The organism is Microbacterium sp. zg-YB36, from assembly GCF_024623575.2.
Classification (GTDB): domain Bacteria; phylum Actinomycetota; class Actinomycetes; order Actinomycetales; family Microbacteriaceae; genus Microbacterium.
Genome location: NZ_JANJFD020000001.1, coordinates 1,055,344 through 1,075,613, shown reverse-complemented (window position 1 = coordinate 1,075,613; position 20,270 = coordinate 1,055,344). Strand labels below are relative to the sequence as shown.

Annotated in this window: 16 protein-coding genes and 1 tRNA gene; 8 read left to right on the top strand and 9 right to left on the bottom strand. The window is 69.8% G+C overall.

Features of this window, described 5'->3' with window-relative positions; genetic code table 11:
- The first annotated feature begins 52 nt into the window (after positions 1–52).
- Together NQ151_RS05210 and NQ151_RS05205 are read left to right on the top strand one after the other, a co-directional pair.
- Complete coding sequence (locus NQ151_RS05210; protein ID WP_257527237.1) at positions 53–982, top strand: M23 family metallopeptidase; 930 nt, start codon at positions 53–55, stop codon at positions 980–982.
- Between the two features lie 300 nt (positions 983–1,282).
- Complete coding sequence (locus NQ151_RS05205; protein WP_257527236.1) at positions 1,283–1,780, top strand: HNH endonuclease; 498 nt, start codon at positions 1,283–1,285, stop codon at positions 1,778–1,780.
- Positions 1,781–1,949: 169 nt separating this feature from the next.
- Here NQ151_RS05205 and NQ151_RS05200 read toward each other — a convergent pair whose 3' ends face one another.
- The 7 genes from NQ151_RS05200 to NQ151_RS05170 all read right to left on the bottom strand — a co-directional run bounded on the left by NQ151_RS05200 (position 1,950) and on the right by NQ151_RS05170 (position 10,508).
- The gene (locus NQ151_RS05200; RefSeq protein ID WP_257527235.1) at positions 1,950–3,533 is read right to left on the bottom strand and encodes an MDR family MFS transporter; all 1,584 of its coding nucleotides are present in this window, start codon (positions 3,531–3,533) and stop codon (positions 1,950–1,952) included.
- A 59-nt stretch (positions 3,534–3,592) separates the two neighbouring features.
- Complete coding sequence (locus NQ151_RS05195; protein WP_257527234.1) at positions 3,593–4,567, bottom strand: sugar kinase; 975 nt, start codon at positions 4,565–4,567, stop codon at positions 3,593–3,595.
- Entirely contained in the window at positions 4,564–5,217 is a 654-nt protein-coding gene (locus tag NQ151_RS05190; protein ID WP_257527233.1) for a bifunctional 4-hydroxy-2-oxoglutarate aldolase/2-dehydro-3-deoxy-phosphogluconate aldolase, read from the bottom strand. Before NQ151_RS05190 ends, NQ151_RS05195 begins: the two co-directional genes overlap by 4 nt.
- Positions 5,207–6,433 (bottom strand): D-mannonate dehydratase ManD, encoded by a 1,227-nt coding sequence (gene manD, locus NQ151_RS05185; RefSeq protein ID WP_257508267.1) that lies wholly within the window; start codon positions 6,431–6,433, stop codon positions 5,207–5,209. The genes NQ151_RS05190 and manD overlap by 11 nt, the downstream gene beginning before the upstream one ends.
- Before the next feature lie 70 nt (positions 6,434–6,503).
- Positions 6,504–7,895: an MFS transporter gene (locus tag NQ151_RS05180; protein WP_257527232.1), complete on the bottom strand. Its 1,392-nt coding sequence runs from the start codon at positions 7,893–7,895 to the stop codon at positions 6,504–6,506.
- Positions 7,896–7,971: 76 nt separating this feature from the next.
- On the bottom strand, positions 7,972–8,976 hold the full coding sequence (locus tag NQ151_RS05175) for an L-idonate 5-dehydrogenase (protein ID WP_257527231.1): 1,005 nt from the start codon (positions 8,974–8,976) through the stop codon (positions 7,972–7,974).
- Complete coding sequence (locus NQ151_RS05170) at positions 8,973–10,508, bottom strand: mannitol dehydrogenase family protein (protein ID WP_257527230.1); 1,536 nt, start codon at positions 10,506–10,508, stop codon at positions 8,973–8,975. Before NQ151_RS05170 ends, NQ151_RS05175 begins: the two co-directional genes overlap by 4 nt.
- A gap of 90 nt (positions 10,509–10,598) precedes the next feature.
- On the opposite strand from NQ151_RS05170, the gene NQ151_RS05165 reads away from it, so the two are divergent.
- The 4 genes from NQ151_RS05165 to NQ151_RS05150 all read left to right on the top strand — a co-directional run bounded on the left by NQ151_RS05165 (position 10,599) and on the right by NQ151_RS05150 (position 17,560).
- Entirely contained in the window at positions 10,599–11,564 is a 966-nt protein-coding gene (locus NQ151_RS05165) for a LacI family DNA-binding transcriptional regulator (RefSeq protein WP_257527229.1), read from the top strand.
- Positions 11,565–11,894: 330 nt separating this feature from the next.
- The gene (gene imuA', locus NQ151_RS05160; RefSeq protein WP_257508744.1) at positions 11,895–12,584 is read left to right on the top strand and encodes a DnaE2-dependent mutagenesis accessory factor ImuA'; all 690 of its coding nucleotides are present in this window, start codon (positions 11,895–11,897) and stop codon (positions 12,582–12,584) included.
- Entirely contained in the window at positions 12,581–14,104 is a 1,524-nt protein-coding gene (locus NQ151_RS05155; RefSeq protein WP_257527228.1) for a DNA polymerase Y family protein, read from the top strand. Before imuA' ends, NQ151_RS05155 begins: the two co-directional genes overlap by 4 nt.
- 33 nt (positions 14,105–14,137) lie before the next feature.
- Positions 14,138–17,560 (top strand): error-prone DNA polymerase, encoded by a 3,423-nt coding sequence (locus NQ151_RS05150; protein WP_257527227.1) that lies wholly within the window; start codon positions 14,138–14,140, stop codon positions 17,558–17,560.
- A 71-nt stretch (positions 17,561–17,631) separates the two neighbouring features.
- Here NQ151_RS05150 and NQ151_RS05145 read toward each other — a convergent pair whose 3' ends face one another.
- A complete protein-coding gene (locus tag NQ151_RS05145; protein ID WP_257527226.1) occupies positions 17,632–18,405 on the bottom strand; it encodes an EcsC family protein in 774 nt (257 codons plus the stop codon).
- A 72-nt stretch (positions 18,406–18,477) separates the two neighbouring features.
- Between NQ151_RS05145 and NQ151_RS05140 the strand changes: the two genes are divergently transcribed.
- Positions 18,478–19,056 (top strand): hypothetical protein, encoded by a 579-nt coding sequence (locus NQ151_RS05140; RefSeq protein WP_257527225.1) that lies wholly within the window; start codon positions 18,478–18,480, stop codon positions 19,054–19,056.
- Between the two features lie 319 nt (positions 19,057–19,375).
- On the opposite strand, the gene NQ151_RS05135 is transcribed toward NQ151_RS05140, so the two are convergent.
- Positions 19,376–19,657 carry an iron-sulfur cluster biosynthesis family protein gene (locus NQ151_RS05135; protein ID WP_257527224.1) on the bottom strand — a complete coding sequence of 94 codons (282 nt, stop codon included), beginning with the start codon at positions 19,655–19,657 and terminating at the stop codon, positions 19,376–19,378.
- A gap of 167 nt (positions 19,658–19,824) precedes the next feature.
- Between NQ151_RS05135 and NQ151_RS05130 the strand changes: the two genes are divergently transcribed.
- Positions 19,825–19,899 (top strand) — tRNA-Arg (locus tag NQ151_RS05130).
- Positions 19,900–20,270 lie beyond the last annotated feature (371 nt).

Sequence of the window (20,270 nt, the reverse complement as noted above, 5' to 3'; positions counted from 1 at the left end):
CGATTGCCGACGAGCCAGCGTGCATTTCGGCGCAGAGGCGCCGGAGGGTGATTTGACCGAAAACTTCGACTCGTCGCACACCGACGATGAGATCGCTCCCACGAGCGTGACGCGCCGCGGTTCGCGGCCCAGCCCGGTGCGCACCGCACCCCGTGGGGTCGTCCGCCGTCGGCCCGCGCCTGCGCCGGCCCCGGCATCCGCGTCGGCGTTGAGCCGTCGCGAGAAGACCAAGCCACTGCGCAACCTCGGCATCGTCGCCACGGTCGCCGGTCTCATCGCCACCGTGGCACTGCCCGCCTACGCGGCCACCTCGGGTCTTTCCGACGTCGAACCCCAGACCCTGCAGCAGGTCGCCGCAGACAACGCCCAGTCGCTCGTGGTCGCCTCGGAGGCCACGCCGAACTCCCTGGAGCGCTACAGCTACTCGGCCACCACGCCCGAAGAGATCGAGAAGAAGAAGGCAGAAGAAGCTGCCGCCGCCGCTGCAGCTTCCGCTGCCGCCGCGCGTGCCTCCGCCGTCACGGCCGCTGCCCGCACCGGTGCGGTCGCCTCGGTCGACCTGTCGATCACGGCACCCGGCTCCGGCGAAGTGCGCTGGCCGGTGACGGAGTTCAACTACCAGAGCTACAACCTCTTCGGCGGCTATGCCGGGCACAAGGGCTTCGACATGATGTGCGGCACGGGTACCCCGATCTTCGCCGCGGCATCCGGTGTCGTGCGCACCTCGACCGATGGCGGCGGCAGCTACGGCGCGGTCGTCATGATCGACTCCGTCGTCGGCGGCCAGAAGGTCAGCACCACCTACGCGCACATGAGCTACGGCACCCGCGTGGTCTCGGCCGGTCAGACCGTGTCGGCCGGACAGATGATCGGTCAGGTCGGCCAGACCGGCATGGCCACCGCCCCCCACCTGCACTTCGAGGTGCAGGTGAACGGATCGTACGTCGACCCGCTGGCCTGGCTGAACTCCAACGCCGGCTGACGACACGCCCGACCCGCCGCACGCTGAGATCCGGAGCCCCGGGCCTGTGGGTGCGTTAGCCTGATCCCGACGCTGAGAGAGAAGCGGAGGGACGCCGATGGACGGCACGCCACGCATCCGAACCATGGATGCGCTCGGGCTGCTCGTCCTCCGGCATCGTGAGAGCGGATTCGGCGGTCGTACCGTCGCGTCCAGGCGCTGTCTATAAGACAGCGCCTTTTTTCATGCCCCTGCGCAGATCGATCGGCGTCGGCTGAATATCCGGGAAATCCGTCCCGGCCATTCGGGAGGACAGCGAAAATGCGCACACTGGTGCTGAATGCGGGCTATGAGCCCCTTGCCGTGGTCTCCTTCAAGCGAGCTCTCGTGCTCGTGATGAACGAGAAGGCGACGGTGGTCGAACACGTCGATGGCGATCCGGTCTGGGGAGCGAGCGGGCCGTATGACCGGCCCGCCGTGATCCTGCTCTCGCGCTATGTGCGCCTGCCCGGAGGGCGTCAGGTCCCGGTGACCCGCAGGGGAGTGCTGCGCCGCGACGCGCATCACTGCGGCTACTGCGGAAAAGCGGCGACCACGATCGACCACGTGCTGCCGAGATCGCGGGGCGGGGCCGACACGTGGGAGAACCTCGTGGCGGCGTGCGTTCGCTGCAACAACGTCAAGGGCAACCGCACCCCGCAGGAGATGGGGTGGGAGCTGCGGCTGACCCCCCGTCCCCCGCGCGGCGCGCAGTGGACGGTGCGCGGCACCGAGCGCACCGACCCGCGCTGGGAGCCGTACCTGGCCCTCGCGGCCTGAGTCGCGGGCGGGGTCGGCGGCGCCGGCGCCGGGTCGCCGTCCCGCGGCATCCGTCCCTCGCGCGCCGAGAAACCACTTCTCGGTCGAGAAACCACGCATCGCGGCGTTTCTCAACCGAAAAGTGGTTTCTCGCCGGGGAGGGCGGGCCGGGTCAGCCCGCCGCGGCGGGTCAGCCCGCCGCGGCGGCATCCTCCTCGCGCGCGACCATCCCGGCGCGGGTGGACAGCCGGATCTCCCGCATGAAAAACGCCACGATGAACCCGATGAGCCCCAGCGGCACGAGGTACCAGAACGACGGAGCGAGGGCCTGGGCGTAGGCGTCGACGATGGCGTCGCGCAGGTCGGGCGGGAGGTCGGCGACGTTCGCGGGCGTGAGGGAGCTGGCGCCGAACGTCGACGGCACTTCGGATGCCGGGAGCTGTCGGGTGTCCTCGGCGATGGTCGTGGACAGTCGGGTCGTGAACGCGGTGGAGAAGACGCTCGTGCCGACGGCCGCGCCGATCTCGCGCAGGAAGTTGTTGGTGGAGGTCGCAACGCCCACCCGCTCGGGTGAGACGGAGTTCTGGGCGGCGATGACGATCGTCTGCATCACGAGGCCGAGGCCGAGGCCGAGCGTGAAGATCATCGCGCCGAACAGCACCATCGACATGTCGGCGGTGATGAGGGTGAGCCAGGCCAGCGCCGCCGTGGCGATGCCCATGCCCAAGATCGGGAAGATCTTGTAGCGGCCGGTGCGGGTGATGATCTGTCCTGATCCGATGGTGCTGATGAGCAGGCCCCCCGTCATCGGCAGCATCAGCAGCCCCGATTCGGTGGCGCCGACGCCGAGGGACATCTGCAGGAACGTCGGCAGGAACGACAGCGCAGCGAACATCGCCATGCCCAGCACCAGGGCGATGGCCGCGGATGCCGCGAACGTGCTGCTGCGGAAAAGGCGCAGCGGCACGATCGGGTCGGTCACGCGCGACTCCACGACGAGGAAGGCCAGCAGCGCGGCGAGGGTCGCGGCGGCCAGGGACAGCAGCCCGGGGTCGCTCCAGTCGTAGCCGGAGGAGTCGGTGAGGGAGGTCCAGCTGGTGAGGAACACGATGCCGGAGGTCGCCGTCGCCAGCAGCAGGGCGCCGCCGATGTCGAACCGGCGGGACGGCCGGTGCGAGGGCAGCTTCAACGTGAACCAGGCGATGCCGAAGGCGATGATGCCGATGGGCACGTTGGTCCAGAAGCACCAGCGCCAGCCGGGACCCTCGGTGAACCAGCCGCCCAGCAGCGGTCCGGCGACGGTGGCGATGCCGAACACGGCGCCCATCGGGCCCATGAACTTGCCGCGATCCCGGGCAGAGACGATGTCGGCGATGATGGCCTGCGAGAGGATCACCAGTCCGCCGGCGCCGAGGCCCTGCACCGACCGCCAGGTGATGAGTTCGACGAACGACCCCGACAGCGCCGAGCCGGTGGAGCCGACGACGAACAGGGCGATGGCCACGAGGAACGGCACGCGCCGGCCGAAGAGGTCGCCCACCTTGCCGTAGATCGGCATGACGATGGCGATCGCGAGCAGGTAGGCCGTGATGATCCAGCCCTCGTCCTGGGCGGCACCGAGGTCTCCGACGATGGTGGGCAGGGCCGTGCCGACGATCGATTGATCCAGCGCCGACAGGAACATCGCCGCCATCAGCGCGCCGAAGATGACGTAGACGCGCCGGCGCGAGAGTCCGGCCTCCGGCTCGGTGTTCGGGTTCGCTGGTGTGCTCATGGCCCCGGTGTACGCCCGGTCGGGACGACCGGCCACCCTCTTGACGCGCGGCCGGTACGTCAGCGCCTGACGGGGTCTCCACCCTCGAGGAAGCGCTCGATGTCGTGGAAGGTGGGCGCCGCTTCCCAATCTCCCGGGACTTGGCAGGCCATTGCACCACACGCGTTCGCTCGCAGCAGCGTGGATCTCGGATCGAGCCCCGCGAGTTGGGCGCTGAGATACCCCGCCACGAACGCATCCCCGGCTCCGACGGTGTCGATGACGTCGACGGCGAATCCAGGGACCGCGACCTGCTCTGAGCGTGTTGAGGTCGCTGCTCCTTCGGGCCCGAGTTTGAGCACGACCTGGGTGCACCCGGCTTCCAACAGCCGCGCGGCCGCATCGGCGGGGGTGATGTCGGGGTAGAGGACGGCGAGTTCGGCGGCGTCACCGAAGACGATGTCGGCCCGCTCCGCGATCTCGCGAAGGATCGGCCCGGCAACGGCGGGGCTCGCCAACGCGGAGCGGTAGTTGATGTCGAAGCTCACCGTGACGCCGGCGCTCCTGGCGCGATCGACGGCGGCGACCGATGCCTCGCGGGCAGAGCGGGAGAGCAACGGGGTGATGCCCGTGAGGTGCAGGATCGATGCGCTTTCGACCCATCCCGTCGGCAGGTCGGCGGGCTCCAGGCGGGAACCCGCCGAGCCGGCACGGTAGTAGTGCACAGCTGACGAGGTGGATGACGGTCGCGCCTTGACCATGAGGCCGGTAGGGGCACCCGCATCGACGATGCCGTGCGCGGTGACGCCCTCGCCGCGGATCTCGCGCAGCACCCGTTCGCCTAGCGGGTCGTCGCCGACTCGGCCCAGCCAGGAGACGGGCGTTCCAAGACGGCGCAGCCCGATGGCGACGTTGCTCTCGGCGCCGCCGATGCCGAGAGCGAGTGTGCTCGCATGCTTGAGCGACCCGATCTCGGTGGTGCGTGCGAGCGCCATGGTTTCGCCGAACGTGACGACGGCGGGAGTGCCGGCGGCGCGGAGCGCGGTCTCGTTCACGTGACACTCCCGGTGCACACGGCGACGAAGGCCGCGGCGCGGTCGCGGAGGGCACCGAGATCGCCGCCGCGGAACGCGTCACCGAGCAGCGGCCCGCCCACGCTCACCGCGGCGGCACCGGCGGTGAGCCAGGCTTCGGCGCCCGCGAGGTCGACGCCGCCCGAGGGGACGGCGACGATGTCGGGGAACGGTCCGCGGAGGTCCTTCAGGTACGACGGCCCGACCTGCCCGGCGGGGAAGATCTTCACGGCGGATGCGCCGGCCGACCACGACGCGAACAGCTCGGTCGGTGTGAACCCGCCCGGCACGATCGGCACGCCCGCCGCCGTCGCCTGCGTGACCAAAGCGACCGAGGTGATCGGGGTGACGAGATAGCTCGCGCCCGCATCCACCGCGCGCGCGAGGTGGTCACCGTTCGTGACGGTGCCGACGCCCAGGTCAGCCGCGCCCTCGTACCGTCGCAACAGGTCGGGCAGATGATCGAACGTGCCCGGCGTGGTGAGTGTGAGCTCGACACTGCGGATGCCGGCCTCGATCAGCACATCGAGCACCGGAGCGTAGTCCTCGGCGCGCTCGGCGCGGGCGACCACGATGAGACGGGAGTCGGCCGTGCGCGCGGGGAGCGCGACACGGCGCAGCTCACCAGTCATGAACGGTCCCGTCGAGCAGGCGGTTCACCGGCAGATACGCCTTCGTGTACTCGTGGCCGGCTGCGGCATCCTCGTCGAGCTCGATGCCCAGGCCCGGCTGATCGCCCGGATGCAGGAAACCTCGGTCGAACGTGAAGGAGGTCTGGAACACCTCGAGCGTCTGCTCGTTGTGCGGCATGTACTCCTGGATGCCGAAGTTGTGGATCGCGAGGTCGAGGTGAAGCGCTGCGGCCATGCCTACGGGAGAGATATCGGTCGGACCGTGGATGCCCGACTTGATGCCGTAGATCGCGGCGAAGTCGAGGAGCTTCTTCATGGCGGTGATGCCGCCTGTGTGGGTGACCGCCGAGCGCACGTAGTCGAAGAGTCGCTCGGTGATGAGGGTTTGGTAGTCGTAGACCGAGTTGAACACCTCGCCGATGGCGAGGGGGGTCGTCGAGTGCTGGCGCACGAGGCGGAGCGCGGTCTGGTCCTCGCCGGGGGTGCAGTCCTCAAGCCAGAAGAGGTCGTAGGGCTCGATGTCCTTCGCGAACCGGGCGGCCTCGATCGGCGACATGCGGTGGTGGCCGTCGTGGAGGATGCGCAGGTCGCTGCCGAAGTCCTCGCGGATCTGCGCGAACACGCCGGGCATGTGCGTCAGGTAGTTGCGGGTGTCCCAGCGCTCCTCGGCGGGGCGGTCGCCGGAGCGCTTGGCGGGCTCGTAGTCGTAGCGCACGCCGGGGCCTGCGGCCGAGACGCCGTAGATCTGGCCGAGGCCGGGAACGCCGGTCTGCACGCGCACGGCCGTGAAGCCGAGCTCCTCGTACCCGGTGATGGCGTTCTTCAGCGCGGCGTAGTCGGTGCCGGAGGCGTGGGCGTAGACGCGGATGCCGTCGCGACTGGCGCCGCCGAGCAGCTGGTAGAGGGGCATCCCGGCCCGCTTCGCCTTGATGTCCCAGAGCGCCATGTCAACGGCGGCGATAGCCGCCATCGTCACCGGGCCGCGACGCCAGTACGGTCCGCGGTAGAGGTACTGCCAGGTGTCTTCGATGCGTTCCTCATCGCGGCCGACGAGCGTCGATGCGACGTGGTCCTTGAGGTAGGAGGCGACAGCGAGCTCGCGACCGTTGAGGGTGGCATCGCCCCAGCCGACCAAGCCGTCCGAGGTCGTGATCTTGAGCGTGACGAAGTTGCGTCCGGGGCTGGTGATGATGACATCGACGAGCTCGATGGCCATGGTGTTCTCCTGGAGGTGCGGGGTGCGGGCCTTCAGGCGCCCGCACCCCGGGTTGGGATGGTCTTGTCGGTCAGATCGCGTCGCGCGGGTCCGTCAGGTCGCGACCGGCGACCTCCGGCATCCAAATCGCCGCGATGAGCGTGGACAGCGTGAAGAACACCAGCATGATGATGATCGGGATGAACGATCCGGTGACGGCGGAGACCCAGGCGGCGGCGATGACGGGCCCGATGCCGGTTGCGACGATGGCGCCGATCTCACGCGCCATCGCGGTGTAGGTGTAGCGGTTGCGCGCGCCGAAGATCTCCGGGATGGTCAGGTTCTCGAGCGACGCGAAGCTCATCACCGCCAGGTTGTGCAGAATGACGTAGCCCACGAAGACCTGCGTGGTGTCCTGGCTGCTGATCATGAGCATGGTCGGGACGATGACGATGAGCGCGACGACCGCCCAGATGATGTACATGCGCTTGCGACCGAAGCGGTCGCCGAGCCAGCCGGACACCGGCACCGTGATGAAGGCGACGAGCGACGAGACGATGACGGCGTTGACGCCGATCGAGCGGTCCAGCAGGAGCACCACGGTGATGTAGCTGATGAGGTACGTCTGGATCATGCCGGAGTTCCCGGCCTGGCCGAAGCGCAGCATCAGCGCGATGATGAACGCCTTGATGGGCTTGCGCTGCATCGCCTCCAGCGTGCGGACGTCGCCGGTCTCGGTGGCGAGCTGGAGGGCATCCGCCTTGGAGAGCGCCCTGCCGTCGACGACGTCGTCGCGCTCCTCGAAGACCGGGGTCTCCTTGAGGTTGAAGCGCACCCAGAGAGCGAAGAGCATGATGACCGCGCTGGCGAGGAAGGGGATCCGCCATGCCCATTCGATGACTTCCTCCTCGCTGTACGCGATCAGCAGGATGGCCCAGATGCCCGAGGCCAGGAGGGTGCCGCAGTTGGTGCCGAGGGCGACGAGAGAGGCGATGATGCCGCGGCGTTTCGCGGGGGCGTACTCGGCAAGCATGACCCCGGCTCCGGAGATCTCCGCGCCGGCGCCGAAGCCCTGCGCGATCCGCAGCAGCACAAGGAGGATCGGCGCGAGCATCCCCACCTGCGAGTAGGTCGGGAGCACACCGATGAGCGTGGTCGCCAGCCCCATGAGCAGGATCGTGTAGAAGAGGACCTTGGCGCGGCCGGTCTTGTCACCGAGCCGGGCGAAGAAGAACGCGCCGACGGGGCGAGCCACGTAGCCGACGCCGTAGGTGGCCATCGCGGCGACTACTGCCACGGCCGGGTTCTCGGCGGAGAAGAAGAGCTCGGCGAAGACGAGCGCGGCGGCCAACGAGTACAGCTGGTAGTCCATGAACTCGAGAGCCGTGCCTAGCCAGCCGGAGATGGCGGCTCGCACGAGGTCGCGGACCGACCTCTTCGCGGCGGGATCGGCGGCCGTGACCGTCGTTGGTGATTCTGACATGGGAGGTACTCCTTTGGACCAGGAAAACGGTGGTGGGTGTGATGGGTGCGGCGGGGCCGCTGGGTAGCGGTGATCGCTAGAGGGAGAGAAGGACTTTGGCGGAGGCGGACGAGTCGCGGGCGATCTCGAACGCGCTGACGGCATCGGATGCCGGGAGGACGTGCGACACGACGGGGTCGAGAGCATCGGACTCCGCGAGCATCCGCACCGCGTCGTCGATCTCCGTCGAGAAGCGGAACGCACCGCGGATGGTGAGCTCTTTCGCCAGCATCGGCGCGAGGTTCACTCCTACGTCTGCGTTCGGGAGCATCCCGACCTGGATGACCGTGCCGGCGCGGCGCGCCGCGCGCACGGCCTGAGTGAGTGCGGCGCCCACGCCGGAGCATTCGAAGACGACGTCGTACGACTCGTTCTCGACCGTGTCGCGCCCGACGAGGGAGACCTCGGTCGCGCCCAACGCCTGCGCGCGTTCGAGTGGTTCGGAGCGCACGTCGCTCGCGCCGACGACCCCGGCGCCTGCGTGCACGGCAGCCGCGACGACGAGCAGACCGATGGGGCCCGCGCCGATGACGAGCACGCGCCGCCCGGTGAGGTCGCCCGCGAGCCCGACGGCGTGCAACGCGACGGCGAGCGGCTCGGCGAGGGCAGCGCGCTCGAGGGGCAGGGTGTCGGGCAGTACCCGCACCATATGGTCCTCGACGATGAGCAATTCGGATGCTCCGCCCTGGCGGTGCGGGTTCGCCGCGGCGCTGCCGAGGTAGTCGCCCCCGGGGCGCAGGTGCGGCTGGTCCTCGAGGCCGGGTGCAGGGGCGCCGTAGCGGGCGGGGTGCACGGTGACCGGCGTGCCGGGCGCGAGGCGCCCGGACGGGTCGAGGTCGACGACGCCGGAGAGCTCGTGGCCGGGGGTCAGCGGCTCGCGGATCGTGTACTCGCCGTTGGCGCCGTGGAAGTAGTAGTGCAGGTCGGACCCGCAGATTCCGACGAAGGCGACGCGCAGCCGCACCTCGCCGTCGCGGGGCTCGGGAGCCTCCTGGTCTTCCCAGCGGATGTCTTCCTTGCCGTGTATGACGAGCGACTTCATCGTCGTCCCTCCTTCGTGGTGAGTGCGGACGACGTCGCGGACGATGCCGAGATCGCGTCGGTGGTGGCGGCATCGACCCCGCGCCTGCGGATCGTGTCGACGAGCTCGCCGACCCGGGCGATGAACGCGTCCTGGTGGGCGAGGGCGGTACCGAAGAGCTGCAGGTCGGTGATGACGCGGCGGGCCAGTTCTCCGCCATCGCGCACGGTGGCCGAGAAGGCGGCGAGGCGCTCGCGCGCCGGATCGGTCATCGCGGCTGCATGGATGCCGGGATCGAAGCCGGCCATCGGGGCAAGGCACGAGAGGTAGCCGGCGACGGTGAGCGCGATCAGGTGCGGCATCTCGGCGCGGCCGAGCGCCTGCAGGGCGGGCTCCGGGATGCGCTGGCGGAGCTTCACCGAGCCGTCGGAGCCGACCTGGCTGGTGCGGTGACCGAGGGCGCTGTTTCCCCAGCGCTCGAAGAGCTGACCCTCGTATTCGCGGATGTCGACGCCGGTGGGCACCTCGACCGACGGCTCGTACTCGCGGCGCATGACGCAGCGCGCGGCATCCTCGATCCCGCCCAGGCCGATGGCCTCGGGGATCGTCGCGACGCCGCGGAGCGCGCCGAGGTACGCGATGAGCGAGTGCGTGCCGTTGAGCAGGCGCACCTTCATCTGCTCGTATCGGCCGACCTCGTCGGTGAAGACGGCGCCGCCGGCCTCCCATGCGGGGCGGCCGGCTGCGAACCGGTCCTCGATGGCCCACATCGTGAACGGCTCGGCCGGCACGGGAATGTCGTCGCGGGCGCCGAGGAGCGTGCTGACCTCGTCGCGCAGCCGCGACGTCGTGGCGGGGACGATGCGGTCGACCATGCTCGAGGGGAACGTCACGGCACGGTCGAGGAAGGCGAGGACATCGGATGCTTCACCGCCGGGCAGCGCCTGCAGGAACTCGCGCACGAGCTTCTCAGTGTGCTTGCCGTTGGCCGCGAGGTTGTCGCAGCTGAGCACCGAGAGGGGCTCGCCTCCGCCGGCTGCGCGAGCCTGCAGCCCGCGCGCGATCTGTCCGATCGTCGAGCGGGGTGCGCCACCGGCGAGGTCCGCGCGGACGGCCGGGTCGTCAAGGTCGAGATGCTCGGTCGAGGGCGAGTAGCTGTAGCCGTTCTCGGTGACTGTGAGCGTCACGATGCGGATGGCCGGGTCGGCGATGTGCGCGACGACCCGTTCGGGCTGGTCGGCCGCGACGAAGGCGTCGGTGTGCACGCCGGGGATCGCGAGCGTCATGCCGGCGGGGGAGATGGTGGCCACGGAGTAGAGGAAGTCCTGCGCGTGCAGCGCGTCGACGACTGTGCGGGAGTGAGAGGCGACGCCGACGATTCCCCAGTTTCCGCTTTCCCGCTGCAGGGCCGCGGCGGTGTACATCGCCTGGTGCGCACGGTGGAAGCTGCCGAGGCCGAGATGGAGGATGCCGGCACCCGCGGGGGTTACCAGCGGAGCGGTGGCCGCAGGGGTGGTGCGGCTCAGGATCCGCAGATCGGCGTCGATCGTCATGGAAAACAGTGTGTATGAGTTGTACAAAGTTGTCAAGCGGTTTCATTTGGGGCGCGATGTCCTAGGATGGCGGCGAAGGCGAGGGTGAACGTGGCAGCGACATTGACCGACGTGGCACGCCGCGCGGGAGTGTCGATCGCCACCGCGTCGCGGGCGTTCGGCGAGCCGGGGCGCCTCGCGCCCACCACGCGCGAGAGGGTCATGGAGGCCGCGGCCGACCTCGGCTACGCCAACCCGCAGGCGGGCACCGCCACCCGCACGCTCGGCGTCATCGTGCCCGATGTCGCCAACCCCGTCTACGGGAAGCTCCTCAAGGCCATCCAGGCTCAGGCGTGGCACGGACGCCACCGCATCGTGCTGTTCGACGCCGATGAAGACCTCCGCCGTGAAAGCGAGCAGATCGAACAGGCCCGCCGGTTCGACGGCATGCTCCTGTGCTCGCCCCGCCTGCCCGACGCCGAGGTCCTCGCCCTCATCGGCACCACTCCCGCGGTCGTCATCAACCGTCAGATCGACGGCGTCCCGTGCGTGCTCATGGACGCGGTGCACGGTCCCAGTCAGGCCATCGAGCACCTCGTTGCCCTCGGGCACCAGCACATCGCCTACGCCTCCGGCCCGCGGGGGTCGTGGGCCGATGCCCGCCGCTTCGACACCATCGGCGCGGCGTGCGAGCGCCACGGCATCCGCCTCACCCGACTCAGCCACCACGCCGCATCGATTCACGGCGGGCGGGTCGCCGCCGCGCTCGCGGCAGCGAGCGGGGCCACGGCCGTCGTCGCCTACAACGACCTCGTCGCCCTCGGGCTGGAGGCGGGGATGCTGGAACTGGGTCTCACCTGCCCCGACGACATCAGCCTCGTGGGCATCGACGACATCGACCTCGCCGGGGCCGTCACCCCGGCGCTCACCACGGTGCACATGCCGATCGAGCGCAGCGGCGCGCTCGCCGTCGACCTGCTGTTGCAGGCGATTACGGGCGCCGTGATCGGCGAGGTCGCGACGCTCGGCTCGCAGCTGATGGTTCGGGCGTCGACCGCGGTGCCGCGCTCGACCTGACCGACGCCTCCGCGCCGACGATCCGTTCCCGCGCTTTGCGGCATCCACACCCCGCGGCATCCGCCCCCCGGCATCCGCCCCTCGGCATCCGCCCCTCCGGGTGAGAAACCACGTTTCGGTTGAGAAACCACGCATCGCGGTGTTTCTCAACCGAAACGTGGTTTCTCGCGGGGGAGGGAGAGGTGGATGCCGCGCGGGGGAGGGCGGGGCGGATGCGGGCGGATGCCGCGTGGCGGCGGCCCGCGATCGATGTCGGAGGTCGAGCGTATCTTCGAGACCTGCGTTGAACATCTAGAACATCCGTTCTAGTCTGTCTTGGTGAGGTCGATCGTGCGAAACCAGGCTGCTGCCGAAGACGTGCAGCGCCTGCGCGCGCAACTCGAGCGGGTGCAGGGGCGGCGCCTGGATGCCCCGGTGCTGCCGGCCCATCCCGCGCTGGCCGGCCTGCTGCCCGGGCGCGGCCTGCGGCCCGGGTCGTCGTACTCGCTCGGTCCCTCACTCACGCTGCTGTCGGCCCTGATGGCGCCGCCGTCGCAGGCCGGCTCCTGGTGCGGGGTGGTGGGGATGCCGGAGTTCGGCGCCGAGGCCGCCGGCCGGGTCGGGGTGGACCTGTCCCGGCTCGTGCTGATCCCCGACCCCGGCAGCCGCTGGCTGGCGGTGACGGCGACGATCGCCGAGGTGCTGCCCGTCGTGGCCGTGCGTCCACCGTCGCGGGTCAGCGACGGCGACGTCTCGCGCCTGGCAGCCCGCCTGCGCGAGCGCGGCGCCGTGCTGCTGGTGCAGGGCACGTGGCCGCAGACCGAGGCCATGATCGACGTGAGCGACCCGGAGTGGTCCGGCGTCGGCGACGGCCACGGCTACCTCGCCGCGCGCGAGCTGACCGTCACGGTCTCCAGCCGTCGCACTCCGGTGCCGCGTCGCGCGCGGGTGCAGTTGCCGGCGGCATCCGGACAGGTCGCCTCGTCCGCACCGTCCAGCGCCTCGGCGCCGATGCCACTGCCCTGGCGGGTGGCGGGATGAACGCCGCACCGCAGCGCACCCTCGTGCTGTGGCTGCCGGATTGGCCCGTGGTCGCCCTCGCGCGGGAGCAGGGGGTGGATGCCGCAGCCCCCGTCGCCGTGCTCGACAAGGGAGCGGTGGTCGCCTGCTCCGCGGCCGCCCGCGCCGAAGGGGTGCGCCGCGGGCAGCGGCGCCGCGACGCGCAGGCCCGGTGCCCGCAGCTGACGATCGTCGACGCCGACCCGACGCGGGATCAGCGGGTGTTCGCGCCGCTCGTGGCGAGCATCGAAGAGCTCGCACCCGGCGTGCAGCTGATCCGGGCGGGGCTGTGTGCGCTGCGTGCCCAGGGTCCGGCGCGGTACTACGGCGGCGAGGAGCGCACCGCCCACGTGCTGCGCGATGCGCTGGGCGACACCGACGCGCGCATCGCCGTGGCTGACGGGGCGTTCACGGCGGAGCAGGCCGCGCGCATCACGCATCCCGACGCCCCGGTGCGGATCGTCCCGGCGGGGGAGTCGGGCGCGTTCCTCGCGCCGCTGCCGGTGACTGCGCTGGACGAGGCCGACGTCGTGGATCTGCTGGCGCGGCTGGGCGTACACACCCTCGGCCAGTTCGCCGCCATGCCCGCCGAACGCGTGGGGGAGCGCCTGGGCGAACGCGGCATCCGCCTGCACTCCTTCGCCTCCGGGAGCGACTCGCGTCCGGTGCAGCCGCGCATCCCGCCCCCCGAGTTGGAGCGCGAGGTGGCGTTCGAGCCGCCGCTGGAGATCGCCGACCAGGTGGCGTTCGCGATGCGCGTCGCCGCCGAGGAGTTCATCGCGGGGCTCGGCGAGCACAGCCTGGTGTGCACCGAGCTGCGCGTGCAGATCACCGGCGACCGGGGCGAGAACAGCGAACGGGTGTGGCTGCATCCCGGGGCGTTCACCGCCGGCGAGGTGGTCGACCGGGTGCGCTGGCAGCTGGGCGAGGCGGGGCTGCGCAGCGCCGTCACCCGGGTGCGCATCTCGCCCGAGACGGTGGATGCCGCCTCCCACCACGTGCGGTCCCTGTTCGGCGGCGGCCCCGACGAGCGGGTGCACCACGCGCTGTCGCGAGTGCAGGCGATGCTCGGGCATCGCGGCGTGGTGACTCCGGTGGTCGGCGGCGGGCGCTGGCTGGCCGAGCGGCAGGTGCTGGTGCCGTGGGGCGATCGCCCGGTGCTGCCGCGCCCCGCCGACCGGCCGTGGCCGGGGAGCCTGCCCGACCCGCTGCCGTCGACGGTGTTCGATCCGCCGCGTCCGGTGGAAGTGGTGGATGCCGACGGGGATGCCGTGGCCGTCGCCGACCGCGATGAGCTGACCGCCCCTCCCGCCGTGCTGTACGAGAGCGGCAGGCGCCGGCGCATTCAGGCGTGGGCGGGGCCGTGGCCGGTGCGGGAGCGCGGCTGGGACGCCGTGCGCGCCCGGCGGGCGCACCGGTTTCAGGTGGTGGATGCCGATCAGGCGGCGTGGCTGCTGGTGTGCGAGGCCGGCGACTGGACCGCCGAGGGCCGCTATGACTGACCTCCGATCCAACCCCGCGAAGGACCCCCGCTGATGGGCTTCAACAACCCCTCGGTCCCGTGGTCCGAGATGGAGCGGCTGCTCAGCGGCAACCGCCGCCCGCCCGGCGCGAACGGCGGCGACAGCCCCGCCTGGTCGCGCAAGCGCGGCGCCTACACGCCGCCGCCCATCGCCCGGCCCGCCGACGTCGTGCCGTATGCCGAACTGCACGTGCACACCTCCTTCTCGTTCCTCGACGGCGCCTCCTCTCCGGAGGAACTCGTCGAAGAGGCCGAGCGGCTGGGCCTGCACGCCCTCGCCGTCACCGACCACGACGGCTTCTACGGCATCGTGCGGTTCGCCGAGGCCGCCGAGGCCCGCAGCGTTAAGACGGTGTTCGGCGCCGAGCTGTCCCTCGAGCTGCCCGAACGCCCCCGCAGCTCCCCGAAGGCCAACGACGCCGACCCGCCGGGCCACCACCTGCTCGTCCTCGCCCGGGGCGAGGAGGGCTACCACCGCCTCGCCGCGGCCATCACCCACGCCCAGCTGGCAGGCGGACAGAAGGGCCGCCCCGTCTACGACCTGCACGACCTCGCCGAACGCGCCGACGGACACTGGGCGGTGCTGACCGGATGCCGCAAGGGCGCCGTCCGCGCCTCACTCGCCGAAGAGGGTCCCGCCGGCGCCGCCCGCGAACTCGACCTGCTCGTGGACCTGTTCGGCCCCGACGCGGTCAACGTCGAACTCATCGACCACGGCGCCCCGACCCATTCGCGGGATAACGACGTGCTGGCATCCCTCGCCGCCGACCGGGGGCTGCCGGTGCTCGCGAGCAACAACGTGCACTACGCCGCGCCCGAGCGGGCAGATCTCGCCGCCGCGATCGCGGCCGTGCGCGCCAACCGGGGCCTGGACGAACTCGACGGCTGGCTCCCCGCCAGCGCCGGCGCGCACCTGCGGTCGGGGCACGAGATGGCCCGCCGGTTCGCGCGGTATCCGGGCGCCGTCGCGCGCACCGTGACCCTTGCCGACGAGCTGGCCTTTCCGCTGCGGCGCGCCAAGCCCGCGCTGCCGAAGCTCCCCGTCCCCGAGGGGCACACCACCATGACGTGGCTGCGGCAGCTCGTCTGGGAGGCGGTGCCCCGCAAGTACCCCGACGCGACCGACGACGACCGGGCGCGCATCGAGAAGGAACTCGGGGTCATCGAGCAGAAGGACTTCCCCGGGTACTTCCTCATCGTCTACGGCATCGTGCAGGAGGCGCGACGCCGCGGCATCCTGTGTCAGGGGCGGGGGTCTGCCGCCAACAGTGCGGTCTGCTATCTGCTGGACATCACGGCGGTGGATTCCATCGCCTACGACCTGCCGTTCGAGCGGTTCCTCTCGGCGCTGCGCGATGAGGAGCCCGACATCGACGTCGACTTCGACTCCGACCGGCGCGAGGAGATCATCCAGTGGGTCTACGCGACCTATGGGCGGGAGCGTGCGGCGCAGGTGGCCAACGTCATCCAGTACCGGCCCAAGAACGCGGTGCGCGACATGGCGAAGGCGCTCGGGCATTCGCCGGGGCAGCAGGATGCCTGGTCGAAGCAGGTGGAGCACTGGGGTCCGCTGCCCGACACGGACGCCAAAGCCGAGACGCACGACATCCCCGACAAGGTGCTGGCGTATGCGACCGAGCTGCTCAAGGCCCCGCGCCATCTCGGCATCCACTCCGGCGGCATGGTGCTGACCGACCGGCCCGTCGGTGAGGTGGTGCCGATCGAGCACGCGCGCATGGAGAACCGCACCGTCATCCAGTGGGACAAGGACGACGCGGCCTGGATGGGGCTGGTGAAGTTCGACCTGCTGGGCCTGGGGATGCTCGCCGCGCTGCAGTACTGCTTCGACCTCATCGCGGATGCCACGGGGGAGCGGTGGGAGCTGTCGACGCTGCCGAAGGAAGAAGCCGCCGTCTACGACATGCTGTGCCGGGCCGATTCGATCGGGGTGTTCCAGGTGGAATCGCGTGCGCAGATGGGGCTGCTGCCCCGCCTGCAGCCGCGGCGGTTCTACGACCTCGTCATCGAGATCGCGCTGATCCGGCCCGGTCCCATCCAGGGCGGGGCGGTGCACCCGTATGTGCGGAGAAAGCTCGGGCAGGAGAAGGTGACCTACCCGCACCCGAAGCTCAAGCCGGTGCTGGAGCGCACGCTGGGCATCCCGGTGTTCCAGGAGCAGCTCATGCAGATGGGCATGGCCGTCGGCGGGCTGAGCGGGGCGGATGCCGACGTGCTGCGCCGTGCGATGGGCTCCAAGCGCGGCATCGAGCGGATCGATTCGCTCCGCGAGAAGCTCTTCTCCGGCATGGCCGAGAACGGCATCGTGGGGTACCTGGCCGACGACATCTACGCGAAGATCCAGGCGTTCGCGAACTTCGGGTTCGCCGAGAGTCACTCGCTGTCGTTCGCGCTGCTGGTGTACGCCAGCTCGTGGCTGAAGCTGCACTACCCGGGGGCGTTCCTCGCCGGGTTACTGCGCGCGCAGCCGATGGGGTTCTACTCGCCGGCCACCCTCACCGCCGATGCCCGCCGCCATGGCGTGGAGGTGCTGCGCCCCGACCTGCACCGGTCGGGTGTGGAGGCCGTGCTCGAGCCGGTGGCGGAGCCGGTGGGGGAGCCGGGGGCGGCGCCGACCGGCCGGGATGCCTGCACCCACCGCAAGCAGCCCCCGGTGCCGACGTTCGACATCAACGCGCCCGACGAGTCCGCCGCCCATCGCCGCGACGGCGGGTTCGCGGTGCGGCTGGGGCTCGCCGCGGTCAAGGGGATCGGGCAGGCGCTGGCGACGCGCATCGTCGCCGAGCGCGAAGCAGCGGGGGAGTACCGCGACCTGCGTGATCTGGTGCGGCGCACGGATGCCACCACCTCCCAGCTGGAGGCACTCGCCACAGCGGGAGTGTTCGGCTGCTTCGGCCTGAGTCGCCGCGAGGCGATCTGGCTGGCCGGATCCGCCGCGCAGGATCGGGCCGAGTTCCTCCCCGGCACGATGGTGTCGGTGCAGCCGCCGCTGTTCGCCGATCCCACGAGCTATGAGGTGCTCGCCTCCGACCTGTGGGCCACCGGCATCTCCACCGACGACCATCCGCTGACGCACTACCGGTCGCAGCTCGATGCGCGCGGCGTCATCACGTCCAGCGAGATGCGCAGCCACGAGATGGGCCGTCGGGTCGAAGTGGCCGGGCTGGTGACGCACCGGCAGCGGCCGGCGACGGCATCCGGAGTCACCTTCCTCAACCTCGAGGACGAGCATGGGCTGGTCAACGTGGTCTGCTCGGTGGGGGTGTGGAACCGATACCGCCGGGTGCTGCGCGATTCGCCCGCACTCATCGCCCGCGGGCTGCTGGAGCGCTCGCCGGAGGGGGTGACGAACCTGGTGGCGGATGCCTTCGAGGATCTGCGGGTGGGAGTGCAGCACCGCTCCCGCGACTTCCGGTAGCACGATGTGGGCGCCGAATTCGGTGATGTGCTCTTTCGGGGGCCGACCGGAGTGTCTGGCCGAGGCGACGTCTATTCGGGAGGAGGCGTCGACCGATGTCCAGGTTTGGTGAGCTCCAAGCTCACAAGGTGCCGCTGGAGCCGCTTGGCCATCGTGAGGAAAGTGCCGAGAGTGATACCGCCCGAAACCACCGCGCCCAACACGGGGACCGCCTTCGCTATCCCGCCGGCGAACAGTTTCTTCGTCATGCTCACCCCGAGATACGCCGAGACCTTTTTGACGATCGGGTATATGACGCCCTTAGTGAGTGCCTGCTGCGGAAGCTTCGTAGCGACGTTAGCGGCGACCATCCCGGCGACCTTGGAAACAGCACCATGAGCGATCTGGACACCAAACATGACGCCCACGAACAGGATGAGCAGGTTCTCCGTTGCTTCGTCAAGCTCCTCGCCCTCGTCTGCAAACAGATCGGGCCAGCCGTAAATGTAAGCGAGCTTCTGAGAGACCCGGAGCATGTGGCCCATGTACTGAACGAGATCGGCCGGCACCGTACCGATCATCGCTAGGCCACCGGGGATGCCGGCAATCGCCGAAAGGCCGGTCACCTTGCTGGTCTCGTACGTTATCGACGTGTTCGCGACGTCGGTGATGACCTTCAGCGGAATGCCAGCTGCGGCAGGGCTCCCCGTGACTGCTTGTTCGATCTGCTCTTCGGTGCAGTAGCGCTTGAGCGCAGTCCGGAGATATGCGGCCCGATTGATTCTCACACTGGGGAGCTTCGCTGCCGCGTCAAGCACCTGCGCGAACCCGGTGCTTTGGCTCGCGATCTCCGTGGATTCGGTCATGCGGTCACGCTATCGCGAGAGTCCGACACGACAACGCGTTTGGCGGGAGAGCGGCGAAGATAGTCTCTCGTCATGGTCGATACCAAGCAGACGAAGACCGTCGGTGAGCACTATGCCGCGGCCGAGCTCGCGCGCCGAGGGTGGGCGCCAGCCTTAACACGCGATGGACTGGAACGCACCGATATCCTCGCGGTCAAGACCGACGAAGAGCGTCGTCTCATCGAGGTGCAGGTTAAGGCTGCGATGAACACCGCCTGGCGCCACGTGAACTGGCCGCTCGGCGACAAGTCGCAGCAGCCAAGCGCGTCGGAGAACGAGTATTTCGTGATGGTCGGGGCGCTGATAGAAACGACAATCCCACCCCGCTTTTTCGTCCTGCCACGCGCCCACGTCGCCGCTGCTGCCTGGATTACGCACCAGAATTGGCTGACTGAGCCGGGCATACCCGTTGGCAAGCGCAACGTTCCCGCCTCACGTTCGCGAGTGCACATCCGTACGTTTGAACAGTACGAGGACCGGTGGGACCTGCTCGACATCGACGAGAGCAAGTGTCCGGTGCTGTTGCCGACGGAGTATCGCACGCTCGCTCTCGACCCACGCGTCGGACTACCAGAGGGTCATGCTTGGCACTCGGCGTTGCCGTCATGGTGAATGCTGTGCTCACGATCGCCGGGCCCGACATGGGCAGGCGTGTCTTGCAGGCGGGGCGAGTCATTCGTGCGGGCTGAGGGTCACGTCCATCTCGCAGGAGATCGGCCGTCGGCTACAGGACAGCATGGCTGGTCAACGGAGTCTGCTCGGTGGCGGTGTGGAACCGGAATCGCAACATCCTGCGCGATTCACCCGCGCTCATAGCCCGATGCCCTCGAGGATATGCGCCTGGGGTAACGCACCGGTCGCGGGACTCCCGCTGACACACACGACGAAGGCCCCAGGTCGGAACCCGGGGCCTATCGTCTTGTGGGGCGCGTCAGGCGCGCACGCCGAGCGCGAAGCTCAGCGATCCGTCCTCGCCGACCTGCGCGTCGAGCACGCGGTCGTCCAGCTGCACGGTGGCGGCCTGCTCGACGAACACCCGTGCGCCGCCGGTCTCGATGACCGCGTCATCGGGCTCGGGCGAGGGAGCCAGTGCCAGCTCGAAGCCAGCTTCTGCCTGGTCGGCTTCACGGATGCGGAGTCCGCCGGACTCGGTGGGGATCTGCGACGTGAGGGTCTTGACCGCGCTGGCGGCGTTCTCGGTGAGTGTGAGCATGATGCTCTCCTTCCGTGGATGGCTGCGAACCGGTTGGCTTGCGAACCGGCCACGATTCCGAGAACCGGCGGCCGATGCAACCCGAGACGCCGCGTCCGGCCGGACTCCCACCGGATACGGAGGTTGGGCCGGTCGCCCGCGACCCGGCCGGTAGAATCAACCAGCCAGCCTCTGTAGCTCAATGGAAGAGCAGTTGCGTCCTAAGCAAACGGTTGGGGGTTCGAGTCCCTCCAGGGGCACCACTCTTTTAGCATCTGACCAGCTATTCTTTTCGGTACTCAAGCTACTCGGGTCGCGTTCTTGCCTGAACGTGGGCCAGTCCCACCGGGTGATACCTCGAGGAATCGCCTTCGAGGCGAGCCATCAAGATGGACTTCACCCCATTCGCGTCCTGCAGGCAGACTATGGCCAACGCGTTGCGCTTCGCTGACACGTATATGTCGCCGGCGCCGAATGGGGTTAATCGAGTCCCGGACCGCATGCCGCAACGCAACGGGTCACTGGCCCGCGACCTGGACACCCATGTTGGGATGATCGAGGGCGCCGTCCCGCAGCCGCTCACCGCGACGTGCGCCCGTGGGGACCGCGGAGTAATCTCGTCCACTAGGCTCGG